Origin of the sequence: Oceanobacillus jordanicus (genome assembly GCF_022095695.1) — a bacterium.
Lineage (GTDB): Bacteria > Bacillota > Bacilli > Bacillales > Amphibacillaceae > Oceanobacillus_B > Oceanobacillus_B jordanicus.
The window spans coordinates 139461-156711 of record NZ_JAIFZM010000002.1 but is presented as its reverse complement, the minus strand read 5'-3'; the positions used below and the strand labels follow the sequence as shown (position 1 = coordinate 156711).

Sequence of the window (17251 nt, the reverse complement as noted above, 5' to 3'; positions counted from 1 at the left end):
GTTGTTAACCTTCATTATTCAGTTTTATTTTTAGACCAGTAGTCAGTATTACTGCATACCAGTAACACTAAGTAGATAGTAGCAATCTAACTCTATAAGCTATGTCTACAGGTTATAGGCAATGTTCCGAATCACTGGTTTGCTAGCCATTTTATAAGGAGGAAGATAAATGAGCACTACTGCGATTTCAGTAAAGGGCCTTAAAAAGTCCTTTAAAGACAAAGAAGTGTTAAAAGGATTAAATTTTGAAGTACAAAAAGGAGAAATTTTTGCTTTGTTAGGATCAAATGGAGCGGGTAAGACAACAGCCGTGAACATCCTATCAACACTGCTAAATCCGGATGCCGGTCAAGTAAATATTAGCGGGTTTGACGTTCAAAGACAAGCCGATCATGTTCGCCAAAGCATCAGCCTAACAGGACAGTTTGCGGCATTAGATGGCATGCAAACCGGGCGGGAAAATCTGGTGATGATTGCCAAGTTGCGGGGAGTTTCCAAGCCAACTCAAATCGCTAACGAACTACTTGCAAGATTTAACTTAACTGATGCGGCCAACCAGCGTGCAGATAAGTATTCAGGGGGAATGAAGCGTAGGCTTGATATCGCTATGAGCCTAATTGGGAAGCCTGAAGTGATTTTTCTCGATGAACCAACCACAGGACTTGACCCCGAGGCACGGATTGAGGTATGGAATACCGTCAAGGAGCTTGCCAACGGGGGTACGACTATCTTATTGACAACTCAGTACCTTGAGGAAGCCGAACAATTAGCGGATCGTATCGCTATTCTGCATGGCGGCAAAATCATCACGACTGGAACCCTTGCCGAACTTAAGGAGATGTTTCCGCCAGCGAAAGTGGAATATATCGAGAAGCAACCAACATTGGAAGAAATCTTCCTTGCCATAATCGGCAAAAAGGAGGAGATTTAGATGAACAGGAAAACAGGGGTGTTACTTGGGCGTTTAATGCGTACCATCATGCGTAGCCCAGATACAATTATCACAGTGGCAATTACACCAATTATGATGATGTTGTTGTTTGTCTACGTGTTTGGCGGAGCGATAGAGACAGGAACCGAAAATTATGTTAATTACCTGTTGCCGGGAATCTTGCTGATCACGATCGCATCAGGTGTCGCTTATACTTCTTTGCGCTTATTCACAGATGTACAGAGTGGATTGATGGCACGTTTCTTTACTATGCCAATAAAGCGTTCTTCGATACTGTGGGCCCATGTATTGACTTCACTTGTTTCCAATGCACTTACTGTATTGGTGGTTATTCTTGTAGCACTTTTAATGGGCTTCCGTTCTAACGCTACCATCATTGAATGGCTCATAGTTGTTGGGATACTCGGACTGTTTACTTTGGCGCTGACATGGCTGGCAGTCATTCCTGGATTAACTGCAAATACTATGGAAGGGGCAACTGCATTTTCGTACCCACTCATTTTTCTACCGTTTATCAGCTCAGCATTCGTCCCCACAGAATCCATGCCTAAAATCATTCGTATATTTGCTGAAAACCAGCCAGTGACTTCACTTGTGAATGCGATCCGCACTCTTTTGTATGATGGCACTATCAGTAATGGTATCTGGATTGCGCTTGCCTGGTGTGTCGGGATTATGGCCATCGCTTACTTTATCGCCGGTAAAGTATTCAAGCATAAGTTAATATAGTTTCGAAGAGCGTGTAATCTGGATAAAAACGAAGTTCTGTTAGTAGCAAGGAAATGTTAATTTGTTGAAAGCCTAGTGCCTTATTTTGGGGGATTAGGCTTTTAAACTTCTGCTACAGAACTAAACTAAACGAGGTACACAATTTAGAACATCCCTTGGCAACATGGTCTCATTACACTCCATCCTTAACAATTTGTCTCTTCGCCCTTTACCATCTTACCGCTTTGATCATCAATATAATCCGTGCCAAACTCACAAGCTGCATCAATTTCCCACTCCACTTTATACTCCCCAAAACGATGACTCACAGCTTTTATTTCAGCTTCTTCACTGCTTCGTGAATGACTTTCTAAAACGATAGATACAGCCTCATCCTCTGATATCTTAGGGCTTTCACAACTAGTAGATATTAAAAGGATGAGTACAAGCATGACCATAAAGGTTAATTTTCTCACTATATAATCCCCCTCCTTATGCTAATTTCAATATTACTTCTTTAGCCCGCCTTCCTCCTATCTGTATAGATTACTTTAAAGTTGTCTTTAGCTGCTCATGCTTAACTTCCAATATATACTTTTTATTCGATTTACATAAAAAAGGGTAGCCCGCCATAACCAGTGAGCTACCCTTCTTTAAAAATACCTACTCCTTCATCGACCCAGAAGTTAACCCTGACACAATCCTTCTTTGGAAGAACAGCACCAGTATTACAATTGGAATCGTCACAATTACCGTTGCTGCGGAAATATCGCCCCATGGTACAGAATATTGACTCTGGTACATGGAAATCCCTACTGGGACGGTGCGCCATGCATCATCACTGTTAATCGTCAGAGAGAAGAGATACTCATTCCATGCTGCGATAAACACGAGGATTCCTGTCGTGAAGACTCCTGGCGCTGCCAAAGGAAAGATAATTTTCCGGAATGTTTGGAAGGGACTTGCCCCATCCAATTTGGCAGATTCCTCTAACTCGAATGGAATCTTTTTAAAGAAGGTTGCTAGAATCCAGATCGATAATGGAAGACTGATTGTAATATAAGGAATTACCAATCCTAGGTAACTGTTTCGCAGACCCAAATCTGTTACTAAATTAAAGATTGGGGAGATAATTGCGATTTGGGGAAACATGGATGCTGCGAGCACTATTCCAAGTATAAGACCTTTCCCCTTAATCGGCAGTCTTGTTACAGCGTATGCTGTAAAAGCTGCGAAAGCTAGTGATACAATAGTTGTTAGTCCAGAAACGACAAAGCTATTTAGCATATACCGTAGTAATGGGCGATTTGTCAAAGCTGCATCATAGGAATCCAAGGTCGGTGATGTAGTAAACCAGCGGAAGGATGAAAAGATCTCTCCGACAGGTTTAATGGAGGTTAAAAAGACCCAGATAAACGGAAACATGACGAGAAAGACAAAGGCTGTCAAAAAGATATAAAATCCGATTCCTGCTTTTTTATTCATCTGTTTCCCCTCCTCATTTTGTACGACCTGCAAATAGATCGGATCCGATTAATTTAACAAACAGAAAACTAATGAGCGCTACACATAGGAAAACGATAACGGAAAGAACCGAACCTTCTCCAAAATTTTGCTGCGCGAAAAGTGTTTTATAGGCATAAACCGAGATAGACTCGGTCGCATTCGCCGGTCCACCACCTGTTAGCACATAAATTAAGTCAAATACCCGGAAGGCATCCAAACTTCTGAACAATAGTGCTACAAGAATAGAAGATTTCAAGAGTGGTAGGGTGATGCTCCAAAATTGCTGCCATTTATTCGCTCCATCCACGTTTGAGGCTTCATAGAGCGGTGCTGGTATAGTTTGCAGACCTGCTAGAAGCAGCAAAGCCATATACGGTGTTGTTTTCCACACATCTGCTAGGATGATAGAAAACATTCCTCCATCTGCAGTGGATAATAACCACGAAGCACCTGGGATAAGGTTAAATACCTCCATGTAGTGGGACACAATCCCGGATTGGCCATCATATAAAAAGCCCCACATCATCGCAGCTACTGCTGTCGGTATTGCCCAAGGTATTAACACAGATGCTCGGACAAGTCCTCTCCCTTTAAAGGCCCGGTTGATTAACAGCGCTACTGCAAGTCCGATTACAAGCTCAAGCGCTACGGTTACGACGGTAAAAAATGCCGTATTACCTAAAGCTCCCCACATTCTCGAGTCTTTCAAGTATTTAGCGTAATTTGCTAAACCAATAAAGTTTGATTCTAAAATATTTTCGGATGTAGCACCTAGTAAATCAGCAGTCTGGGTGATCGTTGACGCTACTTCTTCATTCGGCGCCTGCTCTGCGGCCGACATTAACTCATTCTGTGCATTGGTTAAAGTATCCCTGTATTCCGATGCAAAATCATTATCCAAATCTGCATATTTGAGCTCATTGTCTCTGACAGGGGTATAGCTTGCCAGCATTTCATCAATTTTTTCGACCTTTTGCTTCATTTCTTCATCCTGAATCAATTCCGCATGAAACCCTTCAATATCTTCTTGGATAGCTGTCGCTGTGGCGGATAATTCTTCATTCTCACTGCCCAACGTTTCCAGCTGGCCTTCAATATAAAAATGATTATCGACATAGCGTTCTAAATCAATTGTGGATCCTAACATCAGTTGTGATCTTGTCGGGTCGTTTAGCCTGTAATCAAACAAGCTATTATAAAAGGATTGTGCAACCGGCCACAGTACGACTGCAATAACTAATAGAAGTGATGGAAGCACCATGGCATAACCGAGCTGTTTCTCATTTAGTTGAAAGCCACGCCGATTGTTTTTTTTCATCCTGATCCTCCTTGCTCATGTTTGCTTAATAGAAAAGCAAGATGAGCAACTTGCTCCTCATCTTGCTTTATTCAAGTTATTCCGCCATGGCGGCTTCCATTTTCTCCTGCATGTTTGCAGCTGCATCTGCTGCAGACTGTTCACCTGTTAAAGCTTTTGATAATTCAATTTGCATAATGTCAGAAATTTCCGGATAGATTGGTGTTACAGGACGCGGTACTGCTGACTGCAATACTTCTCTAAATTCCGGGTTAGCAAATAAAGAACTAACATCCTGAACTTCTGGATCTTCGTACAATTCTGCTATAGTAGGAGCGCGTGCGCCTTCAACAGCGGAGATTTTTTGACCTTCTGGACCAGAAATGAATTTCACAAACTCCCACGCTTCTTCAGGATGTTCGGAGTAACGGTTAATCATCGTCATCCATCCACCAAGAGCTGAAGCACTTCCTTCATCACCAGCTGGGAGCATTGCCATTTCCACATTGTCTACGATGGAGGAACGTTCCTCATCATTAGAAGAAGACATTAGATATGGCCAGTTTCTGGCAAATACCGCTTTTCCTTCGATCCAAGCGTTTTCTGTTTCCGTTTCCATGAAATTAAGAATGTTATCAGGAACAAAATCTGATCCTACAACTTCCTGCATTTTTTCAATTGCTTTGACTGTCTCTGGACTATCCACTACAACGTTATTGCTTTCATCCACGACCTGCCCACCATAGGAAGCAATATATTCAATCGCATTTGTAATTAATCCTTCATATTGTGCTGCTTGCATAAGGTAACCAAACTCAGTTCCTTCTTGCCCCTGAAGCTCTTGCGCTTGGCTTATCAGTTCATCCCATGTTTTAGGTGGTTCTTCTACAATATCAGTACGATAGTAGAATACTCCCGCATCTGTAAATTGCGGCATCGCCCATTGTCTTCCATTAAATTTCCCTGCGGCAACGGTGCCGGGGAAATAAGAATCCATATCTATGCCATCTTTTTCAATGAAACGATCTAGCTCTAGTGCATAATTCGCTTGAGCAAATTCTGCTGGCCAGATTACATCCGCATTGAAAACATCAATTTCCGTACTTTGTGAACTGAACGTAGTTACATATTGGTCATGAGACTGACCCGTGTCTGCTGGCATCTCCCGTTGTTCCACTTTAATATTAGGATGTGCCTCTTCAAATGCTTTAATTACCGCATCTGTAGCTGGTGTCGTATCCACCCCACGTGCATACACGATTGTAACTTGCTCATCTTCTGTTGCTTCCTCAGCGTTTTCACCAGAATCTGTGTTTTCCTCTCCATCCGTGCTTGATGTTTCTTCCCCTTCGCTATTACATGCTGCTAAAAATACTGCCAACGAGATAACCAATAATGACCAAATAACATAACGTTTGAACTTCATGCTTTTAACCCCCTTGGTATAGTAAACTTTTCCTACGTGTGAAAACGTTTACATTTGACTTTATAATATACACTGCAACCCAATCTGTCAACCTGTTTTTCGAATTTTTAGTGAATTATTTTGCCATTTACCATCTTAACTAAAGGAAGATTTAGTTACGGAAGAAGCCTCCTTCTGAATTGATCACCTGGCCTGTAATCCATGCTGCTTCTTCGCTCGCAAGAAAGGAAATTAACCTTGCAGCATCATCCGGTAGGCCAATTCGCTTTGTCGCAAATTTTGGTGCCAACTCCTCTTTTAGTTCCTCTGACATCCAGCCAGTATCTGTCGGACCAGGATTAACGGCATTCACTGTAATGCCAAGATTTCCGATCTCTGCTGACAAAGAAAGGGTAAACGCAGAGATGGCTCCTTTTGTTGCTACATATGCCAACTCTTCCAGCATGGGACCCTGCGCCTGGCCTGAGGTCATATTAATAATTCTTCCAGCTTGCATTTGCCTTTTTTCAAATCTGCGAGCAAATTCGACACATAACAAAGATACTGAACGAATATTTACCGCATAGTGAGCATCCAATGTTTGGGCATCCAGCTGCTGGTAGCCATCTCGTGTGGAATATGCTGCATTATTTACTAAAATACATGGAAAATCGAGCGCCTCCTCTGTTGCGTTTAGAACTTTTATTGCGGCATCAGAATTTGCCAAATCAATCGATGCTCCTTCACACCTTACGCCATATTGCGTGATCTCTGCTTTAAACTGTGCCTCCCATTTTTCAGAGGCTTGCCAATGCGTAAAAAATATATCATGCCCAGCTGCAGCCAATCGTTTGCATGCTGCTGCCCCGATTCCGTTTTCATGGCTAACCCCTGTTACCAATGCCGTTCCTTTTTTCATACTACTCTCTCCCTTATGTAGAATCTCGTTTTATAAGCTTATGCTCTAGTACTCTACTATTTACATTAACCCCACTAATTTCATCCATAATCATCTCAGCTGATATACAACCCATTTCATACATTGGCTGAGCAATCGTTGACAATGTAGGAAACGCCATATCCGAAAACGTGATCTTATCAAAGCCAATAATGGCAATATCCTCAGGTACTTTCTTCCCCAGTCTATGAATCTCCTTTAATGCCCCAATCGCATAGACATCTGACACTGCAAACACGGCAGAAGGGCGATCGTGGAGTTGTAAGAGCGTCCTAATTGCCTTTTGTCCAGCTCCAAATCGGAGATGTTCCGCGTTGTAAACCCACTCGTCACGAATTGGTAATCCGTGTTTCTGCATTGCCTTTTCATAGCCATTCTGTCGCTGTCTCGCATACAAAAATCGTTCATCAGAATTAATCAGTGCGATTTTCCGGTGTCCTGACTCGATGAGATGTGTAACAGCATCATATGCTGCTTGTTCATTATCAATCGTCACATACGGAATAGGGCTCTCTGTATCATATTCACTGCACTGGACGACTGGGTAGCTTTCTGCAAGTTCCAGCAGTTTATTTTTATTTACAGAGGGGTCCATGGATATAATTCCTTCTGCTAGCCTGTTGCGGAGAAGGTTAAAATAAATGGCTTCCCGCTTTGGATTGGAATCTGTCTCACAGAGCAAGATATTGTAGCCTCTTGCAATTGCCGTATCCTCGATCCCATTAATAATTTCGGTGTAAAATGGGTTGGAAATACTCGGAAGCAGTACAAGCAACAGATTGCTTTTTGAGGTTCTCAGGTTTCTGCCCAGCACACTAGGTGCATAGTTCAACTCGCTAATCGCCCACTCTACCCGGGTCCTTGTTTTCTCTGCTACTCGCTTATTCTCATTCACCACCCTGGATACCGTCGCAACCGAGACCCCAGCTAACTTCGCCACATCATGAATCGTCACCATATCCCTCACCCATTTCTTTTTGTAAACGTTTTCATTCATCGTAAGTTGAAATCTAAATTGTGTCAATAGGTGAATAGGAGTAAAATGGTAATTTTTTCTTGGTGGGGTGGTTGGAGGGGATTTGGTTATCGGTCGATGCGCTCTTGCTCTCGGGCGATATTCTTTTGCTCTAAGGCGATGTCCTCTCGCTCTTGGCCGATGCCTCCCCGTTCCCGGGCGATACTCTCAGGCTCTTGGGCGATGTCTCCCCGCTCTCGGATGATACTCTCAGGCTCTCGGGCGATGCCTCCTCGCTCTCAGCCGATAATAACACTCTCTCGGCTGATACTCTAAACCTATCAGCCGAAAAGCACCCTCTCTACAAATAAGCTGCAATAAACTCCAATGTTTTATCCGTGTGGCTATTCATACTCATATCATGGCCAGAAAAAGGATAGACTTCCATGCTTTTGGGAGCATGTATCAAATTATATACACCATAGCTCGGCTGTGGTGGGCAAATAATGTCACGTAGGCCAACCGCGAATCGTGTCCGGCAAGTTATTTGCTCTGCTAGATTAACATGGTCAAAATACGACAGAGTTTCATAAACCTGCTCTGTAAGTTGTGGATTCTGTCGCAGGAAGTTCTCGACTATTGTTAAAGAACCTTCAAATTTCTGCTCCATTGCCAGCGGGATATCACACATGTTTGGCATATCCGCCACAGCAAGCTTAGGTCGATCATCCAATGCAGCAACCGCAAGCGTGATTCCTCCCCCCATACTGCCGCCAATTACACCAATGCGTTCAGCATCTATCTCTTTCCTCGTACAGAGAAAGTCGATTGCTCTGACAGCATCTATATATACATTTCGGTAATAATATTCGTTTTTATCTAGTATCCCTTTTGTCACCCAGCTTCCAGTAACATCTGAAGAATAAAGCGCAGCATCGCCACTTTCTCCATGACCTCGGCTATCTACCGCCAGCACTGCGTACCCTTGGATCAGCCACTGCATATACTGTGCAACAGATCCTTTATTCATTCCATACCCGTGGAAGAAAAGTAGACAAGGTAACTTTCCCTCTGTATTCTGGGGCAATAAATAGTGGGCGTGAATCGGAGTGCCGCCGAAACCCTGATAAACAACACGCTGAACTTTTACTTGTTTAATAGGATATTCTCTTTCTGACATTGTCGCTGATAAGGGTTGTCTACTTGATTCTAGCAAGGACTTATCCCAGAATGCCTTATGATCAGATCGCTTAGTTGATGTAGGTATGTAGGTTTTTAATTGTTCTACGGTTCTTTGAATATGTTCCATTTTTCTCGCTTCCTTTCGTCCTTGTTTCGACAGATAGCCAAAAAATATTACCCGGGAAATAAATAGCGAATCCTGTTTGCAATATTTCCACGAATCACTGTCTTATTTGTCCTTATTATATTGGAAAGAGCTCTTTTGTGCCTCTATAAGTTACAATGTCGTTAGAGTATCTAGCATTTAATCGTCTTTTAGCGAAGGCTTCGTTTACTTCAAAATTCCATCAGCTTCATTCTATCTTACTGGCTTTACTTTATGCCTATGAAACCTACAAAAAAGCATCTTTTGCAACAATTTGATGAAACATAGATTTCCATCTGCATCAAAAGGGTAGTATACTAAAAGCAGGATGTTGCGAGAGGAGAATCGAATTGCAAAAAACGTTTTCAATTAAGACAACACGTCACGCAGATATGCTCGACATTACGAGCAAGCTAGAAGAATGGATCTATGAAACAGGTGTCGAAGAAGGGATTCTCGTCGTTTCCTCTTTGCATACCACAGCGGGAATTACCGTCAATGAAAATGCGGACCCTGATGTAAAAACGGATATGCTTATGCGCCTTGATGAAATTTATCCATGGGATCATGCTAAGGACCGTCATGCAGAAGGAAACACAGCTGCCCACTTAAAAACAAGCACAGTCGGTCATGCCCAAACCCTGATCGTAGCTGAAGGAAAATTGGTACTCGGTACTTGGCAGGGTGTCTATTTTTGCGAGTTTGATGGTCCCCGGGAAAGAAATTACCAGGTTAGATTAATAGCAGCGGATTAGATATTTTATGTTTTCCTAATAACATATTAGAAAAAAGCATGGCCACCCAAGGGAGCCATGCTTTCTTTACTATGAGAGACGGACAGAAATCCCAGTTTCACTACTTTTATAAATGGCTTCAATAATGCGAGAGACTTCGAGTGCCTCTTCTGGTTTTACGACTAGCTCCGCATTCCCTAAACAACTATCGACAAAGTTATGGGCCTGCGCGATACCCGCCTCATTTTCATTATGATCCGCTTTCGTTGTCGTTGTCATAAAGGTTCCGTGTTTTGGCTGATAAAATTCCAATGGATAGAGATTCAGACCACCATCAACGCCAGAAATGCTCAGGTGTCGTGTGTCTTCTTTGATATTTGCAGACCATGAGCATTCTAAAAACAACGACGCTCCGTCTTCAAATGTAATATAGGCCGATACATGGTCATCCACATCAAATGTTTCGGTATCAAATACGCCCCAATCATTTATTTGATTAGGTGTTTTACTAAGACGGTTATATGTTCTGCCACTAACTTCAACAGGTTTTGGACCATCAAGCAACCAAAGGGCTAGGTCAAGCATATGACAGCCATAATCTATCAGACTACCTCCCCCTTGTAATTCCTTGTTTGTGAAGACGCCCCAGCCAGGAACTTTACGACGACGCATTGCTTCCACACGGGTTACAAGTGGATCGCCTACTTCTTGATTACGTACTGCTTTTTTGGCCACCTGTGCTGGTTCAGTGAACCGGTAATGGTATGCTATGGCTAATTTTTTCCCTGACTTGCGGGAAGCATCCAGCATGCGCTGGCATTCCTCCGCAGTCATAGCCATCGGTTTTTCACACAACACATGAACTCCTGCTTCAAGTGCAGCTACTGCGATGTCTGCATGAAACTTATTTGGTGTACAGATCGTCACAGCATCCACCACATTAAATAATGCTGTATAGTCCTCAAAGACGCTGGCAATATTATGTTTTTCTGCTATTTCTTTTGCTCTTTCTATATTTACGTCCTGTACTGCTGTTAATTCAACTTTCTCTGGCATTAGAAGATATGCGGGGATATGCCTGCCCTGCGCTATCCCGCCTACTCCGATAATTCCCATTTTAAGCATGTATGTTAACCCCTTTATTAAAAAATAAGCAAGCACAAAATTATTGCTAAGAACTGTCCATTAACAAGAATGGCCACGTCCATCTCCAGCCCCCAAAATAGGCGCTGGAGATTTTAAATCATCTGCAAATTCGCTTTGTCTCAGCTGATTCTAACGCATTCAAAATAACTTCTAGTGATTTCTTTCCATCTTCGCCATCAATTGGTGGGTTTGTGTTTTCCGTAATACTTGTAATAAAGTGATGGATCACCTTGGAGGTTGTCTGCCCACCACTATCATTTGTTTGGATACCACCAAGCTCATACTTCACAACTTCTCCGCTCACATATTGTGCAACTAAGGAGAAGTTCGGGTCATCTTCCAATCGAAGTGTTGCCTTCTCTCCGTAAATAACCGTCGAATTATCCTCTTTAGCGGAATATGCCCAGCTTGCTGCCAATGTTCCAACAACCCCGCTGGCAGATTTTAAGATACAAACTGCATTATCGTCTACGTCAGAACCTTCTTTTGCTGAGCTTTCTACAAACCCCGCAACTTCTGTAAATTCTTCTCCAAGCAAGTAGCGCATAAGGTCCGCCTTATGGACACCTAGGTCGCCCATTGCACCGATAAACGCTTTTTCCTTTTGAAAGAACCAGCTATCTTTTCCGTCTACGCTCCATCCTTCAGGTCCACCATGGCCGAAAGCAGTACGGAAGCTGTATATTTTTCCAATCTCGCCTTGCTCAATTAATTCTCTCGCCTTCTGATGTGAAGGTACGAAACGCTGATTATGCGCAATCATGAGTTTCTTCTCGTTTTTGTTTGCTGCATCAATCATTTGCTGTGCTTCCTCACGAGATGTCGCCATTGGCTTTTCACATAACACATGGCATCCTGCTTCCAGTGCGGCGATGGATACTGGTGCATGTAAATAGTTAGGTAGACATACACTCACAGCATCCACTTCTTCTTCTTTTAACAGTGTTTCATAATCTGTATAAGCAGTTGCTCCGTACTTTTCTGCTGCTGCTTTTGCGCGTTCCTCCACGATATCGCAAACTGCCGTGATTTCGACTCCTGGCTGTAGATCATACTCGATTAAATGGCGATGCTTTGCAATGCTTCCACATCCGATTACTGCTACTCGAACTGCTGTCATGTTATTTTCTCCCCTTTATTTCTTTGTAATTTTCTCTAACGGTTGGTGGTTTCCACGCACAGGCTCCGGTGTATTCGTATTGGCTGCCCATTTCACGCCATTGATGATAACTTTTTGGATTTCCTTATTATGGTAAGTGGGATATGTTTCATGTCCAGGACGGAAATAGAAAATCTTCCCACGGCCACGCTTAAAGGTTGCTCCACTACGGAATACTTCGCCACCTTCAAACCAGCTAATGAATACTAATTCATCTGGTGCTGGAATATCAAAATGTTCTCCATACATTTCTTCTTTTTCTAACTCAATGTATTCCCCAATGCCTTCCGTAATTGGGTGGGTCGGATCTGCTACCCATAGTCTTTCTTTTTCATCCGCTTCTCGCCATTTCAAGTCACAGCCAGTGCCCATCAGTTTCTTAAATACTTTGGAAAAGTGAGCCGAATGAAGAACAACTAACCCCATGCCATCAAGTACGCGTTGCTTCACTTTTTCAGCGACCTCTTCGGTAACCTCTTCATGAGCCATATGTCCCCACCAAACTAAGACATCGCTTTCATTTAAGACCTCATCTGTCAATCCATGCTCTGGTTCGTCAAGCGTTGCTGTTTTTGTATCATACCCGGCTTCTTCTAGAAAAGATGCTAGTTGCCCATGGATCCCTTCTGGATAAATCTCGGAAACTTTCTCATTTGTTTTTTCATGGCGATTCTCATTCCAAACCGTAACTTTCATTTTTAAAAACTCTCCTTCTGTCTAAATATAGCGCTTACCTTTTAATTATCTATGATTATATCATTTTCTTTAATGCTTCTACATTTTTCTTTGCACTAACTAATGGGTCACCTGTGAAATGCTCTTGCTCTACGATAAACCACTCCACATTGTGATCAAGCCCTGATTGAATTAATTTATTCATATCTAGTGTGCCTGTGCCTATTTCAGTAGAGATCTTTTCTCCATTTTCTACTTTAATGTCTTTTAAATGAAGGGAGATACAACGTGTTTTATAATCACGGATAATCTTGTTCGGATCATGTCCTGCATAGGTTGCCCAAAAGCAATCTAGCTCCATTTTTACCAACTCTGGATCGGTGTTTTCAAATAATAGTTCAAATCCAGTCGTTTCTTCTATTCTATCAAACTCAAAAGCATGATTATGATAGCCAAATTGAAATCCTGCTTCTTTCAGTTCTTTCCCAATTTGATTAAATAATTCTGCTGTTTGTAAGTAGCCCGCTTTATTTTCACGCATGGAGTCGGGCAGGTATGGACAAATGATTAACTGATTCTCAATAGCTTCATGGTAGCGCATAACCTCTTGCAGGTTATTCTGTAGTTGATCTATAGGTACATGCGCCCCAGCTGGTCTGAGCGTTGCTTTATGGAGCGTCTTTTGCACATCTTCTGCTGATGCATCATAAAAACCGGCAAACTGTACGCCTTCATAACCGAGTTCCCCAACGTCTGTAAGTAATTTTTGAAAGTTTGCTTCAGCAGAATCCCTTACTGTATAAAGCTGTAATCCAATTTTCCCCATATGATCCTCTCCTTTTCTAATAATTTTAGTTTAACAGATGGTCATCCTGGGTAATAGTATAATACCCTTAAAACCTTCCCTTTTTAAATAATGTAATGGAGAAAACCGGACGATACCAGTATGGATCTCCCGGTTTTCTTTTTTTAGATCACGGCTTGTATGGAGTTAACGCACTTTGTATTAACCTTCTTACACAAACACTTCAATCGTATTGTCATCTGCTTCAAGTGCTTGGTCCAATTGTTCACGCGGGATGCGTATTCCACCCGCTCGGTATGGGTTAATAAGCTCTGTTGCTTCACTAATCGCACCATTAATTAGCACTTGCTGCTTCTCAGCATTTAAGTGGTAAACGAACGTTACAGGCTTGTCATTCCACGTATACGTGAAACGCAGACCATCCAGACGTTCAGGTAGTACAGGGTCGAGGATAAGATCGCCGGCAAATTGGCGTACGCCTAATGTATTGGCGATCAGTTGATTCATGTAGATTCCCGGGCCGCTTGAGTATATGCGCCAGCCACCTTTCACCTTCACAGAACCGTCTCGTAATTTACCAAATTGCTCTTGTGCTTCATAACGAGTCTTAAAGTCTCCGTCTGAGCTACTGAAGTAAGCATTGCTCTGACGCAGCTCTGCGTTTGGCACCACATCTTGGATTGCGATCGGGTTAATGACAGCCAATCCATCCCATGTTTCGTCACCATATCCGAGCTTCGCCATCGCTTCCACATACCGAATATGTGCATGGACATACTGAAGGCCAATTTCCCGACCAAAGTTGGACGCCTGCTCTGCCCGCTTAAAATGTGTGCTCACACCACCTTTATAGTTTGCCGGGCGGTTCATTAAGCGAACACCATCTGGGAAGAAAAGATGCTTTTTAATAATGTCATAATGTGATTCTGCCTGTTGTAATGTAAACAACTCACTAATGATGCTTTGTTGCATAGGCAGCAGTCGATAATTAATCCCCGTTTTTTCATCGGTAGGGTGCAGCATTCTTTCCACTTCTCCTGCCTCTTCCATGTAAACAAAGCCTGGGATAATGTCAGTTTGCATTAGGAAGTCATTGAAATCACGCTTGATTCCTTCTACCAATTCCTGTGTTTTGTTTGCTGTTTCTTCATCTACATCTTTCAACACATTTGTCATCTTGCGCAATGCTTCATACGTCAATGCGACAGTCCAGCTGCTTGCCATATATTTCTTCAAGTTCTGGTTCGCAGGCTGCAGGGTGTCGTCCCAATCCCCATCATCATATGCTGACAAATACGTATTATGTAGAAAATGTGCTTTGATGTAGTCCATTTCTTTCTTCAAATGATCAAGCAGTGTTGCTTTTTCTTCGGTAAATTCATACGTATTGCGATCTGTATACGGAATCTTTTCCTGTAAAATTGCTGTATCGCCAGTTGCCTCAATATAATCACATACGACCTTCATTGGCCAAACGATAATATCTCCATGGCTGTCATCCTGCTGAATCTTGTTATATTTATCAAACATAAACCACTGTGGCCAGTTACCCGTATCCTCATATTGGTGTGCAAAGATCGTCTTAATGATATCTCTTACCGTTTCATAGTGCTGGGTTGCCATGAAATACTCGGCAGGTCCTTGGCTGACGTCCCTTGTTCCCCAAGCAGCACCACCGTATTGCTCCAGGCCGTGCGGAACAGAGAAATGTACCAGCATATTATGGGTATACCACCATGCAAGGGTATTTACCTTCTCTATTTCTCTTACATCCTGCTTGTTTTCCTGTTCTAAATGGAAGCCTTGCATCACTTCTTTGTAATAAGAACGATAATCTTCTACCACCTCTGTAAACGTGTTCGGCGCAGGATGTCGCTTTTCACCATAAAGATCACCAGATATGATCATCGTCCACTTGGATGTTGGCTGTAGTTCAAGAACAAGAAGGGATGCACTGCCAGGTTCAACATTTTCAGCGAGTACCCTCTCATCTTTTACATCGATTTCGGTTCCGATAACCTGCATGGTATACGTGAGGTCTGGATACGTTTCTTTACTACCAGCTTCCTCACTCGCTGTGAAGGTTAGCGTGTTGCCGTCAGTAGCCAGCTCGTATGGAACTTCATATTCGTTGTTCTGCATCGTCGCCTGGTTTGTCACAAGGAAGCGATATCCCTTCCCTTGTTTTGAGGCCACATCAAGTTGAACATCTGCTGTATCAACCATCGTAAAGGTGGTAACCGTCACAACATCATCCTGTAGCTTGTAAATCCAACGGGCATAGTTAAAGCCAATTTCGAATAAGGAAGGCATTGTTAGCAAACGGAACTCCCCGTCTACCTCTAGATAAATTCGTTGCCCAGATGTTTTCATCCGATTTAGTGGGTTTCTAGCATTGGACAGCATTTTATTCATATTTGTATTTCCAATCGAAATTTGCGAATTAAATAATCCGTACATGTAAACGTTGGTGGTGATCGTCGTATCTTTGACCACATCATTATGACCACTCATTAAAATATGGCCATGTGGGCGCTCAACTGCTAATTCCTTTTGTTGCAAAACGACATGCTCATGAGTTGGGGTGAAAAAGGAAAGAAGCTCCGCATCCGTTTTTTCCTCAAGGCGTCGTGCTGGATAGTAGGACGCAATCTCTGCTTCTGTCAGTTCCTCGGCAGCCAGTGGTGCACCAATTGTGTTTGCTTTTTTGACTTCTGGAAGTGCTGTACCTTGTCCTGCTTCCTCAAGATTATTCCACACCTGTTGTACAAGGCTCTCTGCAACCGCCTCTGTTACTGCAGCTTCCTGGTTTTCTTGAAATAGTCCGTAAAAGACAAATTGTTGCTGACCATTTAGTTGTAATTTTTCAGATTGAAGGGCTGTATAAGCAAATTCATATTGATACACTTCGTTTGCCAAGCTCTCCTTGTTCAAGACCTCAGGTTGATTTGTTTTGCGATAGCTTTTCCCGAAAAATTGAAAGCCGTCTGTCGAGTAGCCGACTGTTTTGCCAAGTGCCCCTTGCTGAATATACGGAAAACCACTCTGCATCGGCTGGTTTTGTCTTGTCGCAATCGTGTAGCCATTTTGATTTTCAAATATTTTGTGGTCCATGTACTGGGACATATAGGCCTCATTGGAGCGGACTGCTCCTTTATCAGCAAGACCTAAGTCTTGTCCGTAAATAAGGTCCACTTCTTTCCCTTCCCCTTCTAACTCTACATTCCAAAACCACATGTTGTCTGTCGCCAATTGGAAGGTGACGGTGTAATCGATCCCAGCAGCCTCTCCCTTCCATTGCATGCCATTCTCTAGCTGGCTAAATGTGCTAGTTGATGCCACTCCAAGCAATGGAAATGCTTGTATTTCATTGTTAGTATGCACTCGTAAGTAAATGTTATTTAGGGAGCCATCAATTGAGTTCGCCATAAGCTGATTAATTAATGTTTGATTATGCGTTACTTCGAAAATATCCCCGCTGTTTAGGAACGTAACCTGTAAATCTCCTTTTTGCATGGGGATGTAGGTATTAGTTAGCTTCATGAAGCATTCTCCTTTTTCTTATGTCTAGTCACTATATGGAATCGTGTTAGAAGAGCTCGCGTTCTCCGGTAATGTGTATGT

15 protein-coding genes are annotated in these 17251 nt (G+C 42.6%); 3 read left to right on the top strand and 12 right to left on the bottom strand.

Translation table 11 applies throughout. From position 1 onward, the window contains the following. The first annotated feature begins 169 nt into the window (after window positions 1–169). Together K3T81_RS02855 and K3T81_RS02850 are read left to right on the top strand one after the other, a co-directional pair. A complete protein-coding gene (locus K3T81_RS02855; protein WP_238018107.1) occupies window positions 170–931 on the top strand; it encodes an ABC transporter ATP-binding protein in 762 nt (253 codons plus the stop codon). Beyond that, a complete protein-coding gene (locus K3T81_RS02850; RefSeq protein WP_238018105.1) occupies window positions 932–1681 on the top strand; it encodes an ABC transporter permease in 750 nt (249 codons plus the stop codon). 185 nt (window positions 1682–1866) lie between these two features. Here the strand turns inward: K3T81_RS02850 and K3T81_RS02845 are convergent, their stop codons facing one another. The 7 genes from K3T81_RS02845 to K3T81_RS02815 all read right to left on the bottom strand — a co-directional run bounded on the left by K3T81_RS02845 (window position 1867) and on the right by K3T81_RS02815 (window position 9090). After that, the gene (locus K3T81_RS02845) at window positions 1867–2136 is read right to left on the bottom strand and encodes a hypothetical protein (protein ID WP_238018103.1); all 270 of its coding nucleotides are present in this window, start codon (window positions 2134–2136) and stop codon (window positions 1867–1869) included. Between the two features lie 187 nt (window positions 2137–2323). After that, window positions 2324–3145 (bottom strand): carbohydrate ABC transporter permease, encoded by an 822-nt coding sequence (locus K3T81_RS02840; protein WP_058949516.1) that lies wholly within the window; start codon window positions 3143–3145, stop codon window positions 2324–2326. A 13-nt stretch (window positions 3146–3158) separates the two neighbouring features. After that, window positions 3159–4484, bottom strand: a complete 1326-nt coding sequence (locus tag K3T81_RS02835; protein ID WP_238018102.1) for a carbohydrate ABC transporter permease — start codon at window positions 4482–4484, stop codon at window positions 3159–3161. A 76-nt stretch (window positions 4485–4560) separates the two neighbouring features. Next, entirely contained in the window at window positions 4561–5889 is a 1329-nt protein-coding gene (locus tag K3T81_RS02830) for an ABC transporter substrate-binding protein (RefSeq protein ID WP_106897911.1), read from the bottom strand. Between the two features lie 151 nt (window positions 5890–6040). Next, window positions 6041–6787 (bottom strand): SDR family oxidoreductase, encoded by a 747-nt coding sequence (locus K3T81_RS02825; RefSeq protein WP_238018101.1) that lies wholly within the window; start codon window positions 6785–6787, stop codon window positions 6041–6043. Between the two features lie 13 nt (window positions 6788–6800). Next, on the bottom strand, window positions 6801–7784 hold the full coding sequence (locus K3T81_RS02820; RefSeq protein ID WP_238018100.1) for a LacI family DNA-binding transcriptional regulator: 984 nt from the start codon (window positions 7782–7784) through the stop codon (window positions 6801–6803). A gap of 358 nt (window positions 7785–8142) precedes the next feature. After that, window positions 8143–9090 (bottom strand): acetylxylan esterase, encoded by a 948-nt coding sequence (locus tag K3T81_RS02815; RefSeq protein WP_238018099.1) that lies wholly within the window; start codon window positions 9088–9090, stop codon window positions 8143–8145. A 368-nt stretch (window positions 9091–9458) separates the two neighbouring features. On the opposite strand from K3T81_RS02815, the gene K3T81_RS02810 reads away from it, so the two are divergent. Next, window positions 9459–9863, top strand: a complete 405-nt coding sequence (locus tag K3T81_RS02810; protein WP_238018098.1) for a secondary thiamine-phosphate synthase enzyme YjbQ — start codon at window positions 9459–9461, stop codon at window positions 9861–9863. Between the two features lie 69 nt (window positions 9864–9932). On the opposite strand, the gene K3T81_RS02805 is transcribed toward K3T81_RS02810, so the two are convergent. From K3T81_RS02805 to K3T81_RS02785, 5 genes are all read right to left on the bottom strand, one after another. After that, on the bottom strand, window positions 9933–10967 hold the full coding sequence (locus K3T81_RS02805) for a Gfo/Idh/MocA family protein (RefSeq protein ID WP_238018097.1): 1035 nt from the start codon (window positions 10965–10967) through the stop codon (window positions 9933–9935). Between the two features lie 118 nt (window positions 10968–11085). Next, window positions 11086–12108 carry a Gfo/Idh/MocA family protein gene (locus tag K3T81_RS02800; RefSeq protein ID WP_238018096.1) on the bottom strand — a complete coding sequence of 341 codons (1023 nt, stop codon included), beginning with the start codon at window positions 12106–12108 and terminating at the stop codon, window positions 11086–11088. Between the two features lie 15 nt (window positions 12109–12123). Then, window positions 12124–12843 (bottom strand): ThuA domain-containing protein, encoded by a 720-nt coding sequence (locus tag K3T81_RS02795; RefSeq protein WP_106897918.1) that lies wholly within the window; start codon window positions 12841–12843, stop codon window positions 12124–12126. 55 nt (window positions 12844–12898) lie between these two features. Continuing rightward, the gene (locus K3T81_RS02790; protein WP_238018095.1) at window positions 12899–13648 is read right to left on the bottom strand and encodes a sugar phosphate isomerase/epimerase family protein; all 750 of its coding nucleotides are present in this window, start codon (window positions 13646–13648) and stop codon (window positions 12899–12901) included. 189 nt (window positions 13649–13837) lie between these two features. Beyond that, window positions 13838–17170, bottom strand: a complete 3333-nt coding sequence (locus K3T81_RS02785; protein WP_238018094.1) for a GH36-type glycosyl hydrolase domain-containing protein — start codon at window positions 17168–17170, stop codon at window positions 13838–13840. Between the last annotated feature and the right edge of the window lie 81 nt (window positions 17171–17251).

Excerpts from the sequence above, each read along its gene's own strand:
- K3T81_RS02855 (WP_238018107.1), top strand. The coding sequence starts at position 170 with ATGAGCACTACTGCGATTTCAGTAAAGGGCCTTAAAAAGTCCTTTAAA.
- K3T81_RS02850 (WP_238018105.1), top strand. The coding sequence starts at position 932 with ATGAACAGGAAAACAGGGGTGTTACTTGGGCGTTTAATGCGTACCATC.
- K3T81_RS02840 (WP_058949516.1), bottom strand. The coding sequence starts at position 3,145 with ATGAATAAAAAAGCAGGAATCGGATTTTATATCTTTTTGACAGCCTTT.
- K3T81_RS02835 (WP_238018102.1), bottom strand. The coding sequence starts at position 4,484 with ATGAAAAAAAACAATCGGCGTGGCTTTCAACTAAATGAGAAACAGCTC.
- K3T81_RS02830 (WP_106897911.1), bottom strand. The coding sequence starts at position 5,889 with ATGAAGTTCAAACGTTATGTTATTTGGTCATTATTGGTTATCTCGTTG.
- K3T81_RS02825 (WP_238018101.1), bottom strand. The coding sequence starts at position 6,787 with ATGAAAAAAGGAACGGCATTGGTAACAGGGGTTAGCCATGAAAACGGA.
- K3T81_RS02820 (WP_238018100.1), bottom strand. The coding sequence starts at position 7,784 with ATGGTGACGATTCATGATGTGGCGAAGTTAGCTGGGGTCTCGGTTGCG.
- K3T81_RS02815 (WP_238018099.1), bottom strand. The coding sequence starts at position 9,090 with ATGGAACATATTCAAAGAACCGTAGAACAATTAAAAACCTACATACCT.
- K3T81_RS02805 (WP_238018097.1), bottom strand. The coding sequence starts at position 10,967 with ATGCTTAAAATGGGAATTATCGGAGTAGGCGGGATAGCGCAGGGCAGG.
- K3T81_RS02800 (WP_238018096.1), bottom strand. The coding sequence starts at position 12,108 with ATGACAGCAGTTCGAGTAGCAGTAATCGGATGTGGAAGCATTGCAAAG.
- K3T81_RS02795 (WP_106897918.1), bottom strand. The coding sequence starts at position 12,843 with ATGAAAGTTACGGTTTGGAATGAGAATCGCCATGAAAAAACAAATGAG.
- K3T81_RS02790 (WP_238018095.1), bottom strand. The coding sequence starts at position 13,648 with ATGGGGAAAATTGGATTACAGCTTTATACAGTAAGGGATTCTGCTGAA.
- K3T81_RS02785 (WP_238018094.1), bottom strand. The coding sequence starts at position 17,170 with ATGAAGCTAACTAATACCTACATCCCCATGCAAAAAGGAGATTTACAG.